22 protein-coding genes are annotated in these 22,435 nt (G+C 38.2%); all 22 read right to left on the minus strand.

Annotation, left to right across the window (positions count from 1 at the left end):
• Window position 1: 1 nt before the first annotated feature.
• On the minus strand, window positions 2-3,250 hold the full coding sequence (locus TSYNT_RS01755) for a helicase-related protein (RefSeq protein ID WP_059031442.1): 3,249 nt from the start codon (window positions 3,248-3,250) through the stop codon (window positions 2-4).
• 78 nt (window positions 3,251-3,328) lie between these two features.
• The gene (locus tag TSYNT_RS11855) at window positions 3,329-4,867 is read right to left on the minus strand and encodes a site-specific DNA-methyltransferase (RefSeq protein WP_059031443.1); all 1,539 of its coding nucleotides are present in this window, start codon (window positions 4,865-4,867) and stop codon (window positions 3,329-3,331) included.
• Between the two features lie 21 nt (window positions 4,868-4,888).
• A complete protein-coding gene (locus TSYNT_RS01760; protein WP_059031444.1) occupies window positions 4,889-6,115 on the minus strand; it encodes a DNA methyltransferase in 1,227 nt (408 codons plus the stop codon).
• 109 nt (window positions 6,116-6,224) lie between these two features.
• On the minus strand, window positions 6,225-6,470 hold the full coding sequence (csrA, locus tag TSYNT_RS01765; protein WP_059031445.1) for a carbon storage regulator CsrA: 246 nt from the start codon (window positions 6,468-6,470) through the stop codon (window positions 6,225-6,227).
• A complete protein-coding gene (fliW, locus tag TSYNT_RS01770; RefSeq protein ID WP_059031446.1) occupies window positions 6,464-6,913 on the minus strand; it encodes a flagellar assembly protein FliW in 450 nt (149 codons plus the stop codon). The genes csrA and fliW overlap by 7 nt, the downstream gene beginning before the upstream one ends.
• Window positions 6,914-6,927: 14 nt before the next feature.
• On the minus strand, window positions 6,928-7,320 hold the full coding sequence (locus TSYNT_RS01775; protein ID WP_187694950.1) for a DUF6470 family protein: 393 nt from the start codon (window positions 7,318-7,320) through the stop codon (window positions 6,928-6,930).
• A gap of 22 nt (window positions 7,321-7,342) precedes the next feature.
• Window positions 7,343-8,233: a flagellar hook-associated protein FlgL gene (gene flgL, locus TSYNT_RS01780; protein WP_059031447.1), complete on the minus strand. Its 891-nt coding sequence runs from the start codon at window positions 8,231-8,233 to the stop codon at window positions 7,343-7,345.
• A gap of 18 nt (window positions 8,234-8,251) precedes the next feature.
• Window positions 8,252-9,631 (minus strand): flagellar hook-associated protein FlgK, encoded by a 1,380-nt coding sequence (gene flgK / locus TSYNT_RS01785; RefSeq protein ID WP_059031448.1) that lies wholly within the window; start codon window positions 9,629-9,631, stop codon window positions 8,252-8,254.
• A gap of 12 nt (window positions 9,632-9,643) precedes the next feature.
• Window positions 9,644-10,144, minus strand: coding sequence for a flagellar protein FlgN (locus TSYNT_RS01790; RefSeq protein WP_059031449.1), 501 nt, complete (start codon window positions 10,142-10,144; stop codon window positions 9,644-9,646).
• A gap of 26 nt (window positions 10,145-10,170) precedes the next feature.
• Entirely contained in the window at window positions 10,171-10,467 is a 297-nt protein-coding gene (gene flgM, locus TSYNT_RS01795; protein WP_059031450.1) for a flagellar biosynthesis anti-sigma factor FlgM, read from the minus strand.
• 150 nt (window positions 10,468-10,617) lie between these two features.
• Complete coding sequence (locus TSYNT_RS01800) at window positions 10,618-11,031, minus strand: TIGR03826 family flagellar region protein (RefSeq protein WP_059031451.1); 414 nt, start codon at window positions 11,029-11,031, stop codon at window positions 10,618-10,620.
• Between the two features lie 64 nt (window positions 11,032-11,095).
• Window positions 11,096-11,812, minus strand: coding sequence for a ComF family protein (locus tag TSYNT_RS01805; RefSeq protein WP_083497600.1), 717 nt, complete (start codon window positions 11,810-11,812; stop codon window positions 11,096-11,098).
• Window positions 11,813-11,901: 89 nt separating this feature from the next.
• The gene (locus TSYNT_RS01810; protein ID WP_059031453.1) at window positions 11,902-12,645 is read right to left on the minus strand and encodes a ZIP family metal transporter; all 744 of its coding nucleotides are present in this window, start codon (window positions 12,643-12,645) and stop codon (window positions 11,902-11,904) included.
• 141 nt (window positions 12,646-12,786) lie between these two features.
• A protein-coding gene (prfB, locus tag TSYNT_RS01815; RefSeq protein ID WP_114272590.1) for a peptide chain release factor 2 occupies window positions 12,787-13,885 on the minus strand; the annotation gives its coding sequence in 2 pieces (ribosomal slippage) (window positions 12,787-13,815 and window positions 13,817-13,885; 1,098 coding nt in all).
• A 25-nt stretch (window positions 13,886-13,910) separates the two neighbouring features.
• A complete protein-coding gene (secA, locus tag TSYNT_RS01820; protein WP_059031455.1) occupies window positions 13,911-16,421 on the minus strand; it encodes a preprotein translocase subunit SecA in 2,511 nt (836 codons plus the stop codon).
• Between the two features lie 87 nt (window positions 16,422-16,508).
• A complete protein-coding gene (locus TSYNT_RS01825; RefSeq protein WP_238142619.1) occupies window positions 16,509-17,252 on the minus strand; it encodes a hypothetical protein in 744 nt (247 codons plus the stop codon).
• Window positions 17,253-17,324: 72 nt separating this feature from the next.
• Window positions 17,325-17,867, minus strand: coding sequence for a ribosome hibernation-promoting factor, HPF/YfiA family (gene hpf, locus TSYNT_RS01830; RefSeq protein ID WP_059031456.1), 543 nt, complete (start codon window positions 17,865-17,867; stop codon window positions 17,325-17,327).
• Between the two features lie 182 nt (window positions 17,868-18,049).
• A complete protein-coding gene (locus TSYNT_RS01835; protein ID WP_059031457.1) occupies window positions 18,050-18,250 on the minus strand; it encodes a cold-shock protein in 201 nt (66 codons plus the stop codon).
• A 110-nt stretch (window positions 18,251-18,360) separates the two neighbouring features.
• On the minus strand, window positions 18,361-20,013 hold the full coding sequence (locus TSYNT_RS01840; RefSeq protein ID WP_059031458.1) for a nucleoside kinase: 1,653 nt from the start codon (window positions 20,011-20,013) through the stop codon (window positions 18,361-18,363).
• Between the two features lie 33 nt (window positions 20,014-20,046).
• Entirely contained in the window at window positions 20,047-20,865 is an 819-nt protein-coding gene (locus TSYNT_RS01845; RefSeq protein WP_059031459.1) for a TPM domain-containing protein, read from the minus strand.
• A 39-nt stretch (window positions 20,866-20,904) separates the two neighbouring features.
• Window positions 20,905-21,483: a LemA family protein gene (locus TSYNT_RS01850; RefSeq protein WP_059031460.1), complete on the minus strand. Its 579-nt coding sequence runs from the start codon at window positions 21,481-21,483 to the stop codon at window positions 20,905-20,907.
• A gap of 126 nt (window positions 21,484-21,609) precedes the next feature.
• Window positions 21,610-22,425: a C40 family peptidase gene (locus TSYNT_RS01855; RefSeq protein ID WP_059031461.1), complete on the minus strand. Its 816-nt coding sequence runs from the start codon at window positions 22,423-22,425 to the stop codon at window positions 21,610-21,612.
• Window positions 22,426-22,435 lie beyond the last annotated feature (10 nt).

Here is a 22,435-nt window from a genome sequence, read left to right on the forward strand (position 1 = left end):
TTCACATCTTCCTTATGACTACAAAGGATATAAGTTCAAAATCATCCAGCCCTTTTATGGAATCTAACAGCGCTGTGGTGCCTCCTGAACTAAAAAGGCTGTCTATATCGGATTCTTGGTTTACATCGATTATGGATTTTATAGCATCTTCTAGTAGTCTGGAATACTTATCCATTTTCTTACCATCTCTTGTTTCTTTGTTAAAAGGTCTATATACTTCTTTAATGGGTTTGTTTTTGCCTTTACATCCGCTGCGCAGTACATCTAATATTTTCTTCACCTTTAGGTGGTTAACGACCACTTCCCCCTCATAATCTATATATACTAAATAAAAGGGATATAGAACATTTTGTTTATTTACATCTATATCATCATTTATATTTTTCAAGACAAAGATTACCCCTGGGCTTATCCCTTTTTCTTCATCAGCTTTTATAACCGTATGAAGACCATTAGGAACCTTATCTAAATCTCCGTTTTCTTTTACAAAACTCACTAAATCCATCCTAAAATCATTTAAGCCCAAATCCGTAATAGATATCCCTGTGTTGATATCTTCTAAATCCAAAACTTCCTCCTGAAGTTTTTTTAACTGTTCTTTTCTATATTCTAGGTCTGTGGATTGATTAGACAAATAGTTGTCATCTCCGGTTGCCGTCATATTAACTATGACCATTCGGTTTTCTACTCGTTCTCTAAGATTTATATATTCATCTAAGCTCATATTAGGCCAAAAATTTACTAGTTGTATTACATCGTTTTTTGAGCCAATGCGGTCAATTCTTCCAAATCTTTGAGTTATCCGAACCGGATTCCAGTGGATGTCATAGTTAACAAGGTAATCACAATCCTGAAGGTTTTGGCCTTCAGATATGCAATCGGTGGCTATTAGGATGTCTATTTCTCCTCTTATATGGGGCATAACTAGATTTTTTTCTTTGGATATAGGGGAAAAGCAAGTGATGATAGTATGAAAATCGTTTTTTAGTTTTAGAGTGTTTTTGTTTGCATCGGAGCCAACGACTTTTGCAGTGTGAAGATTAAACTTCTCCAGAACATATGGAGCTATTTCTTCGTATAAATAATCGGCCGTATCGGCAAAAGCGGTAAAAATGATTATTTTTTTGTTGCCTTTATTTATTGGATTAGTGATTTTTTCTTTTATTATGTATTTTAAAGTGGATAATTTTAGGTCATGAGGCGGGGTTATTTTGCTCATTTCTTCCAGCAAGTAGCTTATTATCTCTCTGTCATGAATTAAATCTTCTCGCCATGAAATCCTGTCCATATCCGAAAGGTTAATTTTTACTTTGTCCCCAATACTGTATTCCTCATCGAGCCAATCATCTTCATCAAGGTTGATATTCTCTATTTCTTTATACGTCGTAATTTCCTTTGATGCATAGCTGTCAAATTTATCGATTTCTTCAATTGTTGTATCGATGTTATTCAGCATTTTGGACAATGTAATTCTAAAGGCGTCCACTGAACTTTCCAGCCTTTTTAGTAAATTTATTCTCATTAAGGTCTGCAGGCTTCGCTCTCTGTCTGATTGTTTTAAACTGCCTAAGCCGCCTTTGACAATAGTATCATATATGCTTTCATAAAAAGACATTTTGCTGGGTAAAATATAATTAAATGGTGCATAAAAACTTAAATTTAACTTTGATAATTCCTTGTATATTTCATTATAGCTTATGACATCCGAGCGTTGTGTGAGATTGCAAAAATGAGATATGGGCTTTAGACGCTTGGGAAATCTGCCTATTTCGTCTACATTATAGTATTTTTGAATATGCTTTCGAGATCGTGCTATTGTAAGACTGTCCAGTAGTTCGAAAAAATCAAAATCTAGCATACTCAAAAGGGTCTCTGTAGTTCTTTCGGAAGTAGGCATCTTTGACCATTTATTAAAAGAGTACTGGGCTCTTTTAAAAATGTCATCAATGTCGCGTTTCGTATTTAACTTCGCATTTATATTTGAAGGGTTCCCTTCATAGACCAAGGCTAGTTGGTTTTTTAAATCATTGAACCTATTGTTGACAGGTGTTGCCGAAAGCATTAAGACATCAGTTTTAACACCGGTTTTGATTACTTTTCTCATAAGTCTTTGGTATCTGGTTTCCCTGCCTTTTATGGGGTCATTGTTTCTAAAGTTGTGGGATTCGTCAATTACCAATAAATCATAATTGCCCCAATTAAGTCTTTCAAGACTAATGCCGTTAGTGTAGCCGCCATCTCTAGACAAATCTGTATGATAGAGAACATCATAGTTGAATCTGTCTTTGTGTAATATATTATTGGTATAGTTTTCTCTGTAGGTAAGCCAGTTTTCCGCAATTTTTTTAGGACATAGCACCAATACATTTTTATTTCGCAGTTCATAATATTTTATAACTCCTAAAGCAGTAAAGGTCTTGCCCAAACCTACACTATCAGCCAATATACATCCATGGTATTTTTGCAGTTTATTGATAATACCTATAACGGCATCTTTTTGGAAATTATAAAGTCTATTCCAAATTTCTGTTTCTTTGAATCCGGTAGATTCATTCGGGAGTAAGTCTTCGGTAATATCTTCCAAAAATTCATTGAAGATATTATATAATATTACAAAATAAATAAATTCCGGAGGATTTTCTTTATACACCGTCGATATGTATTCCACCACTTCCTCTGTTATATCTTCCATTTTATCATCATCGTTCCAAACCTGTTCAAACAAATCCAGGTAAGCTTTTGTAGCAGAATAATCATCAATCTTAGTGACAATATTTGATAAATTATTCCCCCGTTCAAATCCCAAATCTACTGTAGTAAAGCCCTGAATTGGCATATATGTTATTTTTCCATCATCATTTTCGATATTCATAAAACCTTGCAAAAAAGCATTTGTTTTATTTGATTTAAAAATTACTTTTCGCCTTATCCAATCACTGCATTCTCGTGCTATGGCTTTTTGTGCGAGTTCATTCTTTAGCTTTATTTCATATTCTGTACCATATATACTTCTTTCCCTGTTTAGTTTCGGTATGTAAAACTCCCGCTGTTCTTTTTCTATTTTATCTTTTATAAAGGTGGGAGAATTGAATATAAATCTTAACTCCTCTATCTGCTCCAATTCTTTTTTTAGTGACTCATAGGCATATATGGAAAAACATGAAGCAGCAATTGATACTTTTGAACCTCTTTTGATGGTATGTTTTAAATCATCACCGAGTAGTTTCTTTATATTATTAATGACCTCCACGTGTAAACACCTCATGCAATTCAATTCATATATTTTATTCTACAATTGAGTAGCTTTTTCCTTCAGTCATGTTAAATTTTAGTCTGTGGTAATTCTATATACCCTAAAACCATAATCTATATCTGCGCCGGTTTCTTCCTTTATCTTCTTTCCTGCACGGCGAATACGTTCTTTGCCTATTTCGGCTATTGTTTCGTAACCTGCTTTATAGGCCTCGGATTTTTCGTCACAAGGCTCAGGCAGCTGCACCATTATGTATTTGCGGCATCCGCCATCCTCTGCATTAAGCTCCATCACCGCATGGGCAGTGGTGGCAGAGCCGGAGAAGAAGTCGAGGACGATTTCGTTTTCAAGATAAAACATCTTTAATAGATATTTTAGCAGTGCCACAGGTTTTGGAAAAGAAAACACGGCTTTGCCGAATAATTTTCGCATCTCTCGATTTGCATGAATATTGAGAATGCTCTCCTCGAACCCGATATGATTTTTATAAGGCTTAGTTCTTGTAATTTTGTTGCCCTTATTGTCTAGTTTTTCATATACTTTGTTATATACATTCCACCTGCCGCCCCGCCCCTTCTTCACCACTATGTATCCGTTTTTAATTCCCCACTCTACTTTTGCTTTGCTCCACACCCACCGCCACCCGTCATTAGACTGTTTTGTGCGGCCATTTGGAAAAACTAAAGTCCCATCAGGTGCTTTTATGCCAAAATCCATACTTTCCACATATCCCTTGCTGCCTCTATCCAGTTTTTCAAGCTTGTAGCCCCCTCTTTCTTTAAAATGTTCATCTTTGTATTTAAATTTTCCATCATAAGCGTCTATCTCTTTATTGTTAAACCTTACATCTTCCACATTTTTCGCATAGGCTAAAATGTATTCAGTTTCTATAATCACATATTTAGAGTCATTGCCTGAGCCTTTTGATTTTCGCCAAATGAAATTTGCTATAAAGTTTTTCTCGCCGAAAATTTCATTGCAGATTTTGCGCAAGTTGCACTCCTCTTTGTCGTCAATGCTTATAAAAATTACTCCATCGTTTTTAAGTAAGGCTCGAGCCACTTTTAGCCTAGGGTATATCATGGTAAGCCAGCTGCTGTGATACCTGCCGTCGCGATCGGCGTTTTGTGTATCATCTTCGCCCCTAGTTTTTCCGGCTTTTTGTGCATACTCCTCTTTTCCTAATATAAATTTGTCTTTATATATAAAATCTTTGCCGGTATTGTAAGGCGGGTCAATATAAATGAACTTTATTTTACCTGCATGCGACTTTTGTAGGAGCTTCAAGGTTTCCAGATTGTCTCCTTCTATATAAATATTTTCTGTGGCTTCCCAATTTAGGCTGTCTTCTTTTATAGGTCTTAGCATCTTATCTGCAGGACTGTTTGCAATAGTAAGTGCTTCTTCTCTTCCGGGCCACGTCAAAAGGTATCTTTTGCTATCGCTTTTTACTACCGTATCCCCCAGTTCTTCTCTAAGCTTTTCAAAATCTATAACTTGTCTTATACTGCCTTCTTCATCTTTTACCTTTTCAACAACATTTGGAAAAAGTTTCCCTAGCTTTTCTATCTTGAAATTTATTTCTTCATCTCCTGTTATATCAAGCTTTTTCAAGCGTTAAACCCCCTATGTCATCTAATCTTTAACAAAAAGTACAATTCTATTGGTGTTAGTTCCCGATTTATTATTTCCGATTCCCCAGATATTCGATGTCTTTGTAAACTCTTGAAGGTTTATTAATATACCTTGACAGCAAAAGCCGGCCTTCTGTCCGAGGGGCACCACATATTCATCAAGTTTTATCTTGCCGCCCTTTACTTCGCCAACTTCAAAGGCCACCCATCCGCCTTTTTTTGTTATGCGGTAAAGCTCGTAAAAAACTTCTTCCATTACGCAAGACCATTCTTGAATATTTTTTGACATAGTAATAGTATTTGCAACCTTTTTTGCATCTATACCATTAAACCAGCACCGAAGCCAATTGTCGCTGTCATATTGGACCACATCTAAAAAGGGCGGAGATGTAACCGTAAGGCTTACTGACTCATTAGGAATTTGCGGGGTGCGCCTTGCATCTTCGCTGAGGAAAAGAGCGCTATTGCCTGTTTTTCGTAAATTTAGTATTTCTTGTTCCTTTATATTTCGAATCAGGCTTTTGGTTTTTTTCATTATGAGTTTTTTTGTATCTCTATATTCCGGTTTTTGATTCCTCTTTGCGTTTATAAGTTGCTGTCTTTCGGCAGTTACAGCTTGATTGGGCGGTAGGGTGTAAACAGAGAAAAAACCGGGGGAATGTCCTGTCAGCCGGTTTGTAGCCACCATTCTTATCCATAAGTCGACAATATCTTCCTTCTTCTCTGATTCTCTTTGTTTTAAATAGTTTTTAAGTGACACAATTTCTGCCTCTGTTTTTGGATGGTAAAACATCGAAAGATCGATATCTGCACGAAGTTTCGTGTCATATGTGATATTTTCAAGCCTTTCTTTTACTTCTATAACATTCGGCACAAAAAAACGCGGCAGTGTAAGGATTCGGCTTAAAGGGTTTATGTCATTTGAAACGATATTTCTGCCCAAAATCCCTGCTTCAATTGCTGTAGTTCCTCTTCCGGAAAAGGGATCGTAGACAATGTCGCCTTCTTGTGTAAGAAGATTTATAAAAAACCGGGGCAGCTGCGGCTTAAAACATGCCCTATAGGATATTTCATGAATAGAAGACGCCTGTCTTTGCTTAGATGTCCAGAATTCGTTTGTATAAACAGGTATTTTATTGCCATTAATATTTATATATTCGGTTTTTGTTTTTGAGGTTAAAACAAAATCTTTAATATATCGCGCTGCATCACGGGGGCTATGTGACAATTATTTCACCTCGCTAGGTTTATTACATTTATTATACTGGTTTTTAGATTATTTTATATGACAAAAAGTACAATTAAAAACCGCTGGCATTAAATGCGGCGGTTTAAAATCACCCATTATGGGAATTTTCTTCTTTAAGGTTCTTTAACAGCTTATCGAAGGCTGCTTTCCCAGCGCTTGCGGCCATTTTGTTTTCGCGGCTGATATCCTCGTAAAGCTCTTGTCTGAGCACTTTCATAGATTTAGGGGCATCTATTCCTATTTTTACTCTATCGCCTTCTATTTCAAAAATCTTAATGACGATATCGTTTCCTATAAGTATGCCTTCTCCGCTCTTTCTTGTAAGAATCAGCAAGACTTGCACCGCCTATCGTCGTGTATTCGGCGAATATCAAGAGGTTGGCGGATGCTGTAATCGGCATTTTCTGCAATTAGCTGATCTGCCAGGCGTTCTGAAACATTTATGATTATCGGTGCTTTCAAGTTTACTGTAATTGTGCTTGTATCTTGGGATATAGTAATTACGCAGAGCGCCAATGCTTCTTCAGCTGATGATATTTTTAATCTTTTAAGGTCTTCTTCGGATATTTCAGGCGCATAGTCAGGATAGAAACTATAGGGATTTACTACCGGCAGTGCTATCTGAGGTTCATCTACTGATTGTATCCATTTTATAACATCACTTTCGGGATGATCCAATATTATATATTTCTTATAATCCTCAAGGCCCAATATCCCATTAAGAAAAGTTATTACCTTTTCATCGTTTAAATTGTTCAAACAAGCATTAATCGTCATTTTTAAGGCACATCCTATACAATTTGATTTATACTCTCGCCTTTTTGCGGTATGTCAGTAGAGATGTAAAAATTTGTTCCGATGGTAAGAGGCGTAAATTCAAAATTTACTTCTCCATATTCAAAGGTAATTCGCGGTGGTGTTTTTGGAACCGCATCAATGTTTACTTCAGGAGGTTCGGTAAACGACTCACTTTCTGCTACATCACCTATAGACACAGAGCCTTTTTCTATCGCTCCTAAAGCATCTCCTGATGCGGATTTAGCCTCTAAATAATTTAGTACCGACTGTTCTGCCTCATCTTTCCACATCATCGATGCCGTAAGAGGCGATGGGTACCCCATCTCGGCTCGGCAAGCGGAATAGTCGATATTTTGAATTCGGCAAAAAGTAATTGAAGAACTCATTTGCGGTCTTCTCCTTAGGGGGTTAACTTAGAAAGTCAACCAGTGTAGGCTGAATAATTCTTGCGCCTACTGCAAGGGCTGCTCTATATACGCTTTCTTCCATTTTTAAATCTGTTATCGCCTGGGCTAAATCCACATCCTCTATGCTTGAAAGTTGTGCCTTGTAATCTACTTCATTTGCCTCTAGTCTTGAAACCGTAGCCTCAAGGCGATTTGTCCGCGCTCCTATCTGGGATCTGTATTTTAGTACTGTATTTAATGCTCCCTTAATATCGCTTATTACTTCATTAGAAATCGTTTCACCATCGTTATTTTCAAGGGCTGTCTCAAACTTTTCCACTGCTTCAAAAATATCTCCAAACACTTCGCTCCCTTTAAGGTTTACAGGTATTGTCTCAGACTGGCCTACATTATAGTTTATGGCTCCGTCTACAATATCAGGATTTGCTTGTATATTCCCTGTCGCATCATCTTTTATAAAAGGGGCTTTGTCTGTAGAATAACCGCTGAATAAGTATCTGTCAAGGCTTGTAGAATTTGCCTCTTTTAAAAGCTGGTCTTTCAATTCTTTAACTTCATCTAATATTTTCCCCTTATCTTCATCGGTTTGCGTGCCGTTTGCCGCCTCTACCGCAAGTTCGCTCAGCCTCTGGATTACATCGCCTGCATTCGTAAGGGCTGTCTCTGTGTCTTTCATCCATGTAAGTGCCTGCTGGGCATTGCTGTTGTACTGCTTTATGGCGCTCAGTTGTCTGCGGAGTTTAATAGCCATGGCAGCTCCTACCGGATCATCAGAAGGACGGTTTATTCTCTTTTCAGAGGATATTTGGCTATTTATATCATCTAAACGCTTTAAATTTTGCATCAAGTTTCGCGTAAAATTTTCAGCTATCATTGACTGAGTTACTCTCATTTTTTATCCCTGCCTTTATTATACGCCCATGCGATTGATTACAGTATCAAGCATTTCGTCTATTGTAGTTACTACCCTGCTTGCTGCGTTGTAGCCGTGGAGATATTGAATCATTTTAGTCATTTCTTCATCTAACGAAACCCCTGATGTCATTTGTCTGCGCTCATTGAGCTGGCTTACCATAAAAAGCTGGCTGTCTGCCATTCTGGTAGCTTCCTGAGAATCAACGCCGATTTTTGCCACCAGCGAACCATAATAGTCGTCAATAGTGCAATTCCTATCTCCTATAGTAAAAACCTTGCTTCTAAAATTTGCAAGTTCCAGGGCTATCTCGTTGTCGCTTGGAATTCCTTCCTTTGTCTTGGCAGCCGCTATTTTCGACGGATCGTCCACGATATCCTGATTTACTGATAAAATTCCGGTATCATATTTAAAAAAGTCTACATTCGTTTCACCGTCTAAATTATAACCGGTTCTATGTATTTCGTTAAATTTTTCTGCAAAAGTAGATGTGAAAGTTTTTAGCTGCTCTATATATGAATTTACTTTATTATCCCTTAACTCAAATAGGCCCTTTAGTTCTCCCTTAAGTATTCGAGCATCAGAGCCATATTCTTTCCATTTAATTTTCCCGTTTGATGTGGATGTGTCAAACTCCAAATGAGCGCTTTCAGGTCCCTTTACAAGTATTGCGCCGCCGATATTTACTGAAAAAATCCCGTTTTCGTCTTCGTATGACTCAAACTGCACTATTTGAGAAAGCTGGTCTAAAAGAAGGTCTCGCTTGTCTTTTAGATCTGCCGCAGATGTTCCGTCCGCCTGTGCCTGCTGTATTTGGAGATTTAGCTGGGCGATTTGTGAACCGATACTGTTTACCTCGTCTACCTGTATTGAAATCCTGTAATTAATATCGCTTACCATCTCATAAAGCTGAGCTGCCGCATGGTTTATTGTATTTGCCAGGGTAACTCCTTGTTCTTTTACGGTCTCCCGGGCTTCTTGAGATGATGCATCCTGTGAAAGGGTTTCAAGGCTTTCCCAAAACTCGTTGAGCACAGATGATATGCCGATATCGGAAGGTTCGTTAAAAACCGCCTCTACCTGTTTTAAAATATTGCTTTGTATATCCCACTCACCTAAACTTGCATTTTCGTTCCTATACTGTCTATCGGTAAATTCATCGCGAATCCTATCTACATCAGCTACTTTGACTCCTGTTCCTATCTGCCATTTGGATCCCATTCCATATGGAGTATATGTGGACTCCAAAATCACTCTTTGTCTGGAATAACCATCTGTATTTGCGTTTGCTACATTATGAGCCACCGTTTGTTGAGCTTGTTGATTTGCGAAAAGGGCTGATTTTGCAATTTCAATCCCTAAAAAACCAGATGACATTTAACCACCGCCTTATGCTTTCTTGTCAATAAAGTGAAATGCTTCCTTGTTGTTGGTTCCTTCAGAACTGTAATTAGTTGGTACCTCGCCTGCATCAGTTAAAAGTTTAATTGAAAAATCAATATAGTCAAGTGTGTTTCTTATAAGTTTTTCATTGGTTTCGTTTTTCTCGCTAAGGTACAGTAAAACTGTTTTTAGTTCATCGGAAACTGCAGAAAATGCCCCTATTTCTTCGCTGCTCAAAAAGTCCCTTAAAATATTATTTTTAATCTCTGAAACATTTTTACCTGTCTTTTCGGCAATCTGATTCATCAAAGCGAATCTTTCTTTTTCTAATTTACCCAGTTTTAAAATAAGCATTTGCTCAACTTCTGTTATATCTTCTAAAAGCTCTATGTTTCCCTTTACAAGAATATTCGACTTTTCCTCTGCAAGATCTGTCAACTCTTTATAAGCTTGGAGTTGATTTTTTAAATTTTCAATTAGAGCAAACCCAATCGATTCTTCTTTCATACTAAAAGCCCCCATTACCTTGACTATTAAATGAGTTTTTCTGCAGATGCTTCTTCAATGATCTTATCTGCTATAAGTTTGCCATCGATATTGTAAGTTCCGCTGTTTATTTTAGATTTCAGCTCATTTACCTTCTCCGCTCTTATATCTTCAGCTTTAGATGCTTCTTTAACTAATTTTGCAAACTTTAGAGCATCTTCAGAGAGGACAACCTCGTCTTTTTTTGTTTCTTTTGCTTTTATATGAGCCCTGTTTTCGGTTTGAGCAGGTTTTTCAAGATATGTCTTCATTATGTCGTTTAACTGGCTTTTTGAAATGTTCAACTTCGCAGCCCCCTTTTTTAAAGCTTATACTTGGCTTACTGATATCCTTCAATTTTTATATCGAGCAAAGTTCAAAGATATATAAGCCGTCAAAATTAAGATTAAGGCTGATTAAATGAATTTATCTTCATTTTATGCTCTTTATCACAGCTATTTAGTTTCTTTTTTATATTTTATGAGTTTTGTAATGTGAATCTTGCCTGTCATATCTTCTTTTGTCGGAATTGGTTCATTTTGGGATACAAATCCGCTCTTTAGCTTTTTTGAGCATTCTTCGCATACTCTTCCATATAAAATAGGGGTTCCGCAGATTTCACAGTTAAGTATTATATTAACATTGCCTGGACTTAACATAAGTCTGCCTTCTTTTAAATATTCGAGTATGTTTTTGGCGGGAACCTGTGTTGCGTCTGATATCTCGTCGATTGTTGCCTTAGGATTTTCGGAAAGATATGTCTTGACTTTTTCATAATTTTCCTCATCCTTTTTCAAGCAATCCGGACACAAATTTCTGCGAACATATACAAACAATTTTCCGCATTCAGGGCAATTTCTAAGTTCCATTTTTGCACCCCTTTCCGTAAAATATTCTCTATAAAGTTTGAAGTTTTTGTATCTTTATCCTATCTTAACCTCTAGCGCATGTTAATACATAAACCCCTTTTGCTCCTGATTCTATCAGTGCTTTTGAACACTCTCCGGTTGTTGCGCCTGTAGTATACACATCATCTATTAAGAGCAGGGTTTTGCCGTAAATTTTATCTTTGGAATTTACGGCAAATGCTCCGGCAAGGTTTTTATATCGAAGCTGTTTATCAAGAAGAGTCTGGTGCTTTGTAGGCTTTATTCTCTTTAAGCCGGCAAATATAGGAATGTTTGTTTTGGAAGATAAGAATTTTCCCAGCAAGTATGACTGGTTAAATCCCCTTTCTCTTTGTCTTTGCGGATGAAGGGGAACAGGAACTATATAATCAAAATTCGGCCATGAAAGGGCTGCAAATAGATCATATATTAGCCTGCCGAGAATTTCTGCAATTTCCTGTCTGCCTCTATATTTGAATTCATAAATCAGTTTTTTTAGTATCCCACTGTATATCCCATAAGAGCGTGCCTTGATAAAATCGTAGTCTGTGGATATACAATCATAGCATAAAGCAGAATCATCAGGCAGTGGTTTTCCACACTTATTGCATAATGCACCTTTTATAGGTTCGATTTTGTTTCTGCAGTTGCTGCATATTATAAAATCGGCGGCGGTTAAAGTGCTTTTACATGTAAGGCAGTATGGAGACGGCGGAAAAAGAATATCTAAAAAAGTGTCCCAGACTGTTTTCTTTTCATTCACAAAATCACTCATTTTTTCATTTATTTTCCAATTACTATTGTATATTATTTATCTATAAAATGAAACATATAAAAACATCACAAAACAGATTAAAATAAGGAAACGACAAGACCTAAAATTATACCTAAAATACTTCCAAAAGTCGCTGAATGTCCGGCCGATAACTCGTTTGCCTCAGGTAAAAGTTCATCAAAGACTATATAAAGCATGGCTCCCGCAGCAAAGCCTAAGGCAAGTGAAAGTATGACATTTGAAATCCCTCCGGCTATTACTCCAAAAAATGCGCCTATTCCCATTGGAATCCCGGCAAGTCCGGTCCAAAGCAGTATGTTCCAATTTCTCGCATAACCGGCTTTCATAGGAGCAGCCATGGCCATTCCTTCAGGTATATTCTGAAGGAATATTACAAATGCCAGAGAAACACCGAAATGTTCGGAAACTGTATAACCGCTTCCAATTGCAAGACCTTCCGGGAAATTATGCATTGCTATTCCAATTCCTATAAGGATACCTGTATGTAAATATTTAGCCCTTTTAAAATCACTGTCTGTGCCTTTTTGAAGGTGGGAATGGGGCAAATAAAAATCCAACAGCAGCAAAAATGCAACGCCTATCACCAAGCCAATAAATGCATAGACCGGCCCTGCAGCTTTAATGGCTTCGGGAAGTAAATCCGAGAAAACCACGGAAAGCATTATCCCTCCTGCCAGAGCAAGGACAGAGCTTAAAACAGTTGCCTCAGGTTTTCCTAAAAGAACTATAATAAGTCCACCCATAGCAGTTCCTAAGACACCTGCAAAAGTTCCTATTAGTGTGACATCTAGTATATGCATGAAATATTTGCCTCCGTTTTACCAAATCATTGATAAATTTTGCTTAATGTTGTTTCTGAAACTGTTATAAAATTAGCCTCTTTATACAGCTAAAAGAGGCTAATTTTTAAATCGCAGTTGGCTTTGTTTCTTTGGAATTCTTTACTTTGCGGCATACTTAAGATATGCGTTAATAAATTCATCTATTTCGCCGTCCATTACCGCCTGGACATCGCCTACCTCCACATTAGTTCTATGATCTTTTACAAGACTGTAGGGATGAAAAATATATGAGCGTATCTGGCTTCCCCACCCTATTTCCTTCTGCACTCCTCTTATTTTATCAAGTTCTTTTTGCTGCTCTTCCTGATAAATTTCAAAGAGCTTTGCTTTTAAAATCTTCATTGCGGTATTTCGGTTGCTCTGCTGGGACCGCTCATTTTGGCAAGATACTACTATTCCGGTGGGAATATGCGTTATCCTTATTGCCGACTCAGTTTTATTTACATGCTGGCCGCCTGCGCCGCTTGACCTAAAGGTATCTATCTTTAGATCCTCAGGTTTAATTTCTATTTCCACATCGTCGTCAATCTCCGGCATAACATCTACCGAAGCAAAGGATGTGTGGCGCCTTCCGGCGGCATCAAAAGGTGATATCCTAACGAGACGGTGTACGCCTTTTTCGGATTTCAAGTAACCGTAAGCATTGGGACCTTCAACAAGTATGGTTACGCTCTTTATGCCTGCTTCATCTCCTGCCAGCATATCCAGCACGGTGACTTTATAGCCCTTATCCTCGGCCCATCGGGTATACATGCGAAGAAGCATGCTGACCCAGTCCTGAGCCTCTGTGCCTCCGGCGCCTGCGTGCAATGTCAGGATAGCATTTTTGCTGTCATATTTTCCGGAAAGAAGTGTTTCCAATTTAAACTTATCCAGCTGTTTTTTAAAATCTTTTACTTCGTTTAAAAGCTCCTGTTCCAGCTCTGCGTCAGGACTTTCGGAGCACAGCTCCAGCAAAACTAGGATGTCCTCATATTTTTTTTCCAGGGATGTAAAGCTTTCAAATTTATCTTTTAAATTGTTAAGCTCCTGAAGAATCTTCTGTGCTTCTTCTTGATCATCCCAAAAGTCGGGAACAAGGGTTTTTTTCTCAAGTTCATCTATTTTTGATTTAATTTTGTCGATTTCAAAGTGAATCCCTTAATTCGGTTAAAATTGGTTCAAGAGATTCTATTTCAAGTCTGTATTCATCAATCATTCTATCACTCATCTCATTTATTATTTTAAGCAGTTCTGCCGCAGCACTTTTTGTATTTCTTTCCACTGCCGCACGGACATGGATCATTGCGGCCGACTTTTTTCTGCTTCTTTATCGGTTGAGGTTTTTCGTTGCCGCCACTGTGGGAATAAGACACATTATAGTTTTTCTCCTGTCTTTCCGGGGCTGCTTTTACCTTCACCCTAAACAGATATCTTAGTGTATCTTCTTGGATGCTTTTTATCATTTCCTGGAACATCTCATAGCCTTCAAACTTATACTCTATAACCGGATCCCGCTGGCCATAGGCTCTAAGCCCTATTCCGTCCCTTAGCTGATCCATTGCATCCAGATGATCCATCCACTTTTGGTCTACGGTTTTGAGCATAATATAGCGCTCCAGCTCGCGCATAACCTCACTGCCAAGCTCCGCTTCTTTTTGCTTATAAGCTTCTTGGGCTTTTTGTACAAGGGTATTTGCAATATTTTCTCGAGATACTTCTTCAACATTTAGTTGATCCATGCTAAGGTTTACCGGGAATATGTCTTTGACATATTCTTCAAGACCTTTTATATCCCACTCTTCCGGGTGAATATCTTTTGGCATGTAAATATCTAAGATTCTGTTTACTACCTCAGAAATCATCTGTTGAATACTTTCGCTAAGATCTTCGCTTTCCAGTACATGTCTTCGCTGCGAATAAATTACCTCACGCTGGGTATTCATTACATCATCGTATTCTAATACATGTTTTCTTATATCAAAGTTGTGAGCTTCCACTTTCTTTTGGGCGTTTTCGATCGACTTGGTTATCAAAGGATGTTCGATTGGTTGATCATCTTCAAATCCAAGTTTTTCCATAAGCCCTTTTATATTGTCTGCTCCAAACAGCCGCATCAAATCATCTTCCATGGAAATGTAAAACCTAGAAGATCCCGGATCGCCCTGACGGCCGGCACGACCTCTAAGCTGATTGTCAATTCTGCGGGCTTCGTGTCTTTCGGTGCCTATTATATGAAGCCCTCCAAGCTCTGCTACTCCTTCTCCCAGCACTATATCAGTGCCGCGTCCTGCCATATTCGTGGCAATTGTAACTGCGCCTTTTTGACCTGCTTTAGCAATTATTTGGGCTTCTTTTTCATGATATTTGGCATTTAGCACTTGGTGGGGAATGCCGCGGCGTTTTAACATTTCGCTTAGCAGCTCTGACTTTTCTATGGAAACCGTGCCTACAAGCACAGGCTGTCCTTTTTTATGGCATTCTTCGATTTCTCTGACTACTGCATTAAACTTCCCTTTTTCGGTTTTATAAACTGCGTCAGGATAATCTACTCTTATCATCGGCTTATTAGTAGGTATAACAACTACGTCTAAACCATAAATTTGTCTGAACTCTTCTTCTTCTGTAGCTGCTGTGCCTGTCATACCGGCAAGTTTCTTATACATGCGGAAATAATTTTGAAACGTAATTGTCGCAAGTGTCTTGCTTTCATTTTCTACTTTTACGCCTTCTTTTGCTTCGATTGCCTGGTGCAAGCCATCACTATACCTTCTGCCAAACATTAGCCGGCCCGTAAATTCATCAACTATTATTACCTGGCCGTCTTTTACCACATAATCTCTATCAAGCTTCATCAGTGCATGGGCTTTTAGCGCCTGCTGCAGGTGGTGTAAAAGTTCTATGTTTTCTTCGTCATAAAGATTGTCTACGCCTAAAAAGTTTTCAACTTTCTTTATGCCTTTTTCTGTAGGCATTACGCTGTGCGCTTTCTCGTCAACTGTGTAGTCTTCGTTTTCTATAAGTTTTGGTACAAAGCGCGCAAATTTATAATATATTTCTGTTGATTCTTCGGCTTGACCGGAAATTATAAGAGGAGTCCTGGCCTCATCAATTAAAATACTGTCTACTTCGTCAACAATAGCATAATTTAGCGGCCGTTGAACCATATGTTCTTTATACATCACCATGTTGTCTCTTAAATAGTCAAAGCCGAATTCGTTATTTGTTCCATAAGTTATATCTGCATTATACGCTCTTTTGCGGGCCTCGAAATCTAAATCGTGAACTATCAGGCCCACTTCAAGGCCTAAAAATTCATAGATTTGCCCCATCCATTCACTGTCACGTTTTGCAAGATAATCATTCACCGTGACGACATGGACGCCTTCCCCGGTTAAGGCATTCAAATAGACGGGCATGGTAGCTACCAGGGTTTTCCCTTCACCTGTTTTCATTTCAGCAATCCTGCCCTGATGAAGCACTATTGCACCCAGTACTTGGACATCAAAGGGTCTCATGTTTAGGGTTCTTTTTGCCGCTTCTCTTACTACAGCAAAAGCCTCCGGTAAAATATCGTCAAGGGTTTCTCCCTTTGAAAGCCTCTCTTTAAATTCATCTGTTTTATTTCTAAGATCAATATCTGACAGTTTTTCTATAGAAGGTTCGAAGGCATTGACTTCGTCTACGATTTTTTGAAGTTTGTGAATCTCCTTCTCGTTACTGTTTCCTAAAATTTTATTAAATATGTTCAACATAAATGCTACCACCTCGGATTTATTAAAACAAAACTAAATAATGGTTCCTTGTAAATTATATTACATTTTAAGGATTATGTCACCTTTTTAAAGGAGCATACTGATTCTCCTATTTATTGCATCCAATACTGCTGCGGCACTTGTCTCATAAATGTCATCCCTTACTAAGGCACTGCCTAAAAGATATTCTTCTTTTTTGCCCTTTAAAAGCACAATCAGAACTGAAACAGCATCATACTGTCCTATTGGATACGTAAAGGTATCTTCTAAAGAAATTTTATATTTTTCATCAATAAAAAGCTGAACTGCATTCAGCGTTGCTGCAGCTATTGTTTTTATACGATTTTGAGCTGAGGCGACTCCTTCAGATGTGCCTTCGAGTATCTGGCCTTGAGGATTTATCAACAAGACTCTCACTTCAAGGCTGCCTGTCTTTTTTGTTATACAAATCTTATCAATCCTAAGTCTTACCTGAGGAATTTCTATCTCATCATCTTCATCTATCTGTGCTATGCTGATTTTCTTGTGATCAATTTCTTTGCCTAGTATAGTCACCAGTGCAGATTCTATGTCCCTTGCGATATGTTTTGGACTTCTTGAGGATTTTGAGATAACATGGATTTCTGATATTTCTCCATCCGGATCCACGAGAATTTTAGCGGAAATCACATCTTTTATTTTCCTTATCATATCTTCACATGTGGAAATTAATCTGTCTTCTTCCAAAAAATCATTCATTGCTATGTCACCTCGCTGTTCTACTGCTTTAAATTCAACTTTTATCGCTAAAATCCTTCTGATTATAAAAGTATTTATATGTAAAAAATCCACCGACCCTCCGGTGGATTTTACGTTTCAAATCGCAGTAAAGCCCGCTTTTAAGCGGGCTTTTTACGTCAAGATCTATAAAAGTTCCGGTTCTATCAAACCGTAATTGCCGTCACGGCGCTTGTAAACTACATTTACTCCATCGGTTTCAGCATTTGAAAAAACAAAGAAATCGTGACCAAGAAGTTCCATTTGCATTATTGCCTCTTCTATGTCCATAGGTTTCAATGAAAACTTTTTGACCTTTACAATCTTGGGCTCATCTTCGATTAGCACTTCCTCTTCAGGCAGTGTCTTTCTGCCGTTACCAACATATTCAGGAGCCCTCTTTTTGTTTTTGATCATCTTGGTCTTGTACTTTTCTATTTGTTTTTCCAGTTTGTCTACCACTGCATCGATGGATGTATACATATCGTAGCTTTCTGTTTCGCCCCTTAAAATCATTCCGTTAAGGGGCATAGTCACTTCTACTATATGCCTACTTTTCTCAACGCTTAACGTTACTTGTGCTTCTACTTCCTTGTCGAAAAACCTTTCGAGCTTTCCTAACTTCTTTTCAGTGTAATTTTTTAAAGCTTCGGTTACTGCAAAGTTCTTGCCGCTGATGTTTAGCTTCATTAAGCTCAACTCCCTTCTGGGAATTTTTTTAAACGCGTAAAGCGTTAGGTATCTTTGTTAATATTTGGTTTTGTGAGTATGCTTTATATTATTATATCCAAAATTCCTAAGTTATTCAATTGGTTTTTCGATCCCATGAGACATTAAAAGCCTGGGTAAATAGCCCAGGCTGTTTTTTTCAGCTATTGGATTACTGTCACATTCTCGGCTTGAGGACCCTTCTGGCCTTCAACTACGTCAAACTCTACAGTGTCGCCCTCTTTTAAGGTCTTGAAACCGTCCTGCTGAATTGCCGAATAATGGACAAATACGTCTTTGTCGCCTTCGACTTCAATAAAACCATAGCCTTTTTCTTGATTGAACCACTTAACTTTACCTTGCAATTATTCATTCCTCCTAAGAACTCAATAAAAATATAATATTTCTTGTTCAAATATACCACACCAGAATAGCAAAGTCAAACTAAACTTTAAAACTTCCGGCGGTATTTTACCTACTCATGAAAACAGCTATTTCCTATAAACTCACGGATAATCGAAGTCAGCGGGATTTCCGTCTCGTCTTCTATGGGCTCAAAATACTCAAGAAATTTTAATAGGTGATTTGCTTCAATATATTCCGGATCCGGTGGTTTAATTTCTTGAAGGAGGGGTGTGGCATATTTTTTTAAAACCGATATTTCATAAACTAAGGCAGAATTAAACATTACATCCGCTTCTTCCTGATAGACAAAAATATTTTCCTGAGCACCCTTCATAACCGACGGCCATATAGCAATTGTCCTTTTTGCGTCGGCCCCCCTGCATCGGCTGTCCCGGACTATTCTCCTTAAAAGCCGGGTGTCGGTAGTAGAAATCCGATTGTGATTATCCAAGTTAATCTGTGTTAAAGCGCTTACGTATATCTTAAACTTATTTTCTTTAGGTATTGAGGAGGTTAGCTTTTCATTTAACCCATGTATACCTTCTATAATTATTGGTTGGTCTTTTTCTATTCTGGTGGCGGATTCTTGATATTCTCTTTTGCCAGTCTGGAAATTAAAGCGGGGCAAAATTACTTCTTTACCTTGAATCAGCTTAGCAAGATGCTGATTGAAGAGTTTTAAGTCAATGGCTTCAAGGGCTTCAAAATTTGGCTTTCCGTCTTCGCCAAGAGGTGTCTTGTCTCTGTCTAAAAAGTAATCGTCCAAAGATATTGAAATCGGCCTTAAGCCGTTTACCATAAGCTGTACTATAAGGCGCTGAGCAAAGGTGGTTTTGCCTGACGATGAGGGACCAGCAATTAAAATAATTCTTAAATGATCACTGTCTTTATAAATCATATCAGCGATTTGAGCTATCTTTTTTTCATGTAGGGCTTCTGCTATCCTTATAATCTGGCCGCTTTTTCCTGCAACTATTTGATCATTTAAAGCGCCTACATCAGGTATCCCTAAAATTTGTGCCCAGCGGTTAGACTCTCTGAAAATCCCGGCAAGCTTTGGCTGCTCTTTATAAGGCGCTAAGGATGTGGGATTTGTCTTATTTGGATGCTGTAAAATTATGCCGGGTAGATAAAATCTAAGCTTGAACCACCTTAAATAACCTGTTGAAGGCACCATATAGCCGTAAAAATAATCTTTCATTCCATCAAGTTCATATATGTTTATAAATTTTTCTTTTCGATACTTTAGCAGTCTTACTTTGTCATCCATACCTGCTTCTTTGAACATTTCTATTGCATCAGGGAGCGCCATTTCATATTTATCAATGGGAATATCCGCCTCAACAAGTCGGCTCATGCGACTTTCTATGGCTTCCACGTCTTCCTCATCTATAGGCTCTTTTGCGATAATTTCAGAATAAAGACCGTCTCCCAATGAATGCTCAACACGGACTTGGCAATCGTAAATTACATCATGACATGCTTTTATAAATAGGAAGGTAAGGGATCTGATGTATATTTCCATTCCTACATCTGTTGACATATCTACAAATTCGACGCTGCAATCTTTTTTAATAACATGATTTAATTCTCGAAGTTCGCCGTCGACTATGGCTGCAATAATCGGGGAAGCAAATTCTTGCCGGTATTTTTGTGCAAGCTTTTTAAGTGCTATCGGTTCTTCAACTGTTATTTTATCAAAATCTCTGATTGTTATTTCCATTATCTTCCTTCTTTCTATCAGGTGGTAAATTTGCTATCGGCTTGCGCCTCCGCCTCCGCTTCTTCCGCCTCCAAATCCGCCTCCGCCAAAACCGCCTCCTCCGCCGAACCCACCGCCTCCAAAGCCTCCGCCTCTATAGGTTCTAGGACTCCTTCCTCTGCGGCTGCTTGGCGGCAAAAGCGTCAGGATCACAACTAGTATAATGAAAATTATAAGTATATCTATGAACGGTATGCCATTGCTTTCTGTTGAAGTTGAATAGTCGCTAAGCTGGGAAAATTCTTCATCTGATAAATTCAAACCGTATTCTTTTGCAACTTCGGAACAGACTGCCATAAAGGTGTCATAGATTCCCTTTGAATAGTTTTCTGATTCAAAAGCAGGTATAGCATAGTTATCTAGAATAGCACCTGCTTTCGCGTCATTTATGGCGCCTTCAAGACCGTATCCCACCTCTATTCGGATGCGGCCTCTTTGATTATTTACAATGCTTTCTCTGTTTACAAGAATTAAGACGCCGTTATTTTTTTCTTTATCGCCTATTCCCCAGCTTCTGAACAGCTGAAGCGCATAATCTTCGATTTCCATATTATTAAGATCATTTACTGTAACTACAACTACCTGCGCCGTTGTTTTATCATCTATTGCCTTGGCAATCTTTTGCATTTTAGTCTCGTCTATCTCATCTATTATATTTGCATAATCGAATACATAAAGATTTACTGCAGGCTTAGAAGGCACAGGCTCTGCGAAAGTAAAGCCGGGTCTTATAAGGATGAAACTTAAGGCAAACAGCAAAATTACAATTGCGGGAATGAATATTTGTGCGGGTTTTTTTGTTTTATTACTCATTTAGCTGACCACTTCCCCTCTTGCAGCTTTTAGAGCGGATTATTCATTAGCATTTCCGAAATCAACAGTCGGAACCTTGTTTGCATTCTCCTCGGCTTTAAAGTATTCCTTGGGTTCAAAGCCGAAAATCTTAGCAATGATAACCGTCGGGAACTTCCTTATCTTTGTATTGTAAGCCTGAACCGCATTGTTGTAGTCCATTCTGGCTGTAGCTATTCGGTTTTCAGTGCCTGCAAGCTCATCTGCCAGCTGTCTAAAATTAGCATCAGCTTTTAGTTCCGGATAGTTTTCAGCTATAGCAAGAAGTCTTGACACAGCAGAAGAAAGCTCTTGGTCAGCTTCGGCTTTTTCCGCCACAGTTCCTGCTGCAATTAGTTTTTCTCTGGCTTTTGTGACCTCGGTAAATACCGTTTCTTCATGAGATGCATAACCTTTTACTGTGTTTACTAAATTCGGAATCAAATCCGTGCGCCTTTGCAGCTGGTTTTCAACTTGACTCCAGGCGCTATTTACTGTTTCTTCAGCAGCCACTAAACTGTTGTAAGAAGTCAAAAGGGGTAATGCGATTACTGCTAGTAGCACAACTAAAACAATTAATATCTTAAGAGCGTTTTTCAAGAATCTCCCTCCTGTATTTCGGTATTTAAAATCGGTGTTAATACATATTATACATGAAAAACACATATAATGCAGTAGTTTTATTGATTTATAAAAATTTATCCCGGCTTTTGGCCGGGAAGCTTTCTAAAAAACTGTTCCTATTTCTTGGATGTTTGCAAGGTCTTCGCGAAAATCCCGATCTTTAGGGTTTAGGCTGTTTATTACAACCGAACTCGATGCCCCGGTGGAATGTATATATTTATCATTTCCAAGATACATGGCTACATGACCCGGCCAGTAAAGAAGATCGGCAGGTTTTATTTCTTCTCTTGTTATTTTGCGCATGTGAAATTCTTCCTTAATATGTGCATCCCTATAAATCACAATACCGTTTATTAAATACGAAATAGAGCAAAGGCCGGAGCAATCTATGCCGTAGGGCGTCTTTCCGCCCCATCTGTACTGGCTTCCAAGATACGATAGAGCTGTGTTTATTATATTTTTACGCAAGATATCTTCATTTGGTTTGCTATCTTGCGGTCTTATCCTGTCTGCAATAAATTCCGTTCTAACCCACCCCATAGTTTTGGTAGGTAAAATTATTTCACTCCATTTTTCATTGGTTTTTCCCGAAAGTTTAACTACCGCTCCCCTTGTCAGCTCAAGCAATTGATAACTTTGAAAACTGGGTTCTGCCATTATATCTATGATACCGAATTTTATCATATGATTTGCATTCCGGTCCCAATTTAAGGCTTCATCGCCGCAAATATGAATCTGGCTGTCATGAATATATCCCTCATAATCATAACTTGTGGTGATATAATACCAATTGTCCGAAGCCTTCTTAAGCAGCTTAACAACCATCCCGAACAAGGCTTCATCTACTGTTTCACTCTTAAAATCAGGCTCCTTTTTTAAAGTCCCTATAGTTGAAACGACTACCGCATAATCTTCCATGTATATATCC

Origin of the sequence: Tepidanaerobacter syntrophicus, from assembly GCF_001485475.2 — a bacterium.
In the GTDB taxonomy this organism is placed as follows: domain Bacteria; phylum Bacillota; class Thermosediminibacteria; order Thermosediminibacterales; family Tepidanaerobacteraceae; genus Tepidanaerobacter; species Tepidanaerobacter syntrophicus.

Excerpts from the sequence above, each read along its gene's own strand:
- TSYNT_RS01845 (WP_059031459.1), bottom strand. The coding sequence starts at position 20,865 with ATGAGTAATAAAACAAAAAAACCCGCACAAATATTCATTCCCGCAATT.
- TSYNT_RS01790 (WP_059031449.1), bottom strand. The coding sequence starts at position 10,144 with ATGAAAGAAGAATCGATTGGGTTTGCTCTAATTGAAAATTTAAAAAAT.
- flgK (WP_059031448.1), bottom strand. The coding sequence starts at position 9,631 with ATGTCATCTGGTTTTTTAGGGATTGAAATTGCAAAATCAGCCCTTTTC.
- TSYNT_RS01800 (WP_059031451.1), bottom strand. The coding sequence starts at position 11,031 with ATGGAACTTAGAAATTGCCCTGAATGCGGAAAATTGTTTGTATATGTT.
- fliW (WP_059031446.1), bottom strand. The coding sequence starts at position 6,913 with ATGACGATTAATGCTTGTTTGAACAATTTAAACGATGAAAAGGTAATA.
- TSYNT_RS01775 (WP_187694950.1), bottom strand. The coding sequence starts at position 7,320 with ATGAGTTCTTCAATTACTTTTTGCCGAATTCAAAATATCGACTATTCC.
- TSYNT_RS01840 (WP_059031458.1), bottom strand. The coding sequence starts at position 20,013 with ATGGAAATAACAATCAGAGATTTTGATAAAATAACAGTTGAAGAACCG.
- TSYNT_RS01855 (WP_059031461.1), bottom strand. The coding sequence starts at position 22,425 with ATGGAAGATTATGCGGTAGTCGTTTCAACTATAGGGACTTTAAAAAAG.
- hpf (WP_059031456.1), bottom strand. The coding sequence starts at position 17,867 with ATGAAGCTAAACATCAGCGGCAAGAACTTTGCAGTAACCGAAGCTTTA.
- secA (WP_059031455.1), bottom strand. The coding sequence starts at position 16,421 with ATGTTGAACATATTTAATAAAATTTTAGGAAACAGTAACGAGAAGGAG.
- flgL (WP_059031447.1), bottom strand. The coding sequence starts at position 8,233 with ATGAGAGTAACTCAGTCAATGATAGCTGAAAATTTTACGCGAAACTTG.
- TSYNT_RS01810 (WP_059031453.1), bottom strand. The coding sequence starts at position 12,645 with ATGCATATACTAGATGTCACACTAATAGGAACTTTTGCAGGTGTCTTA.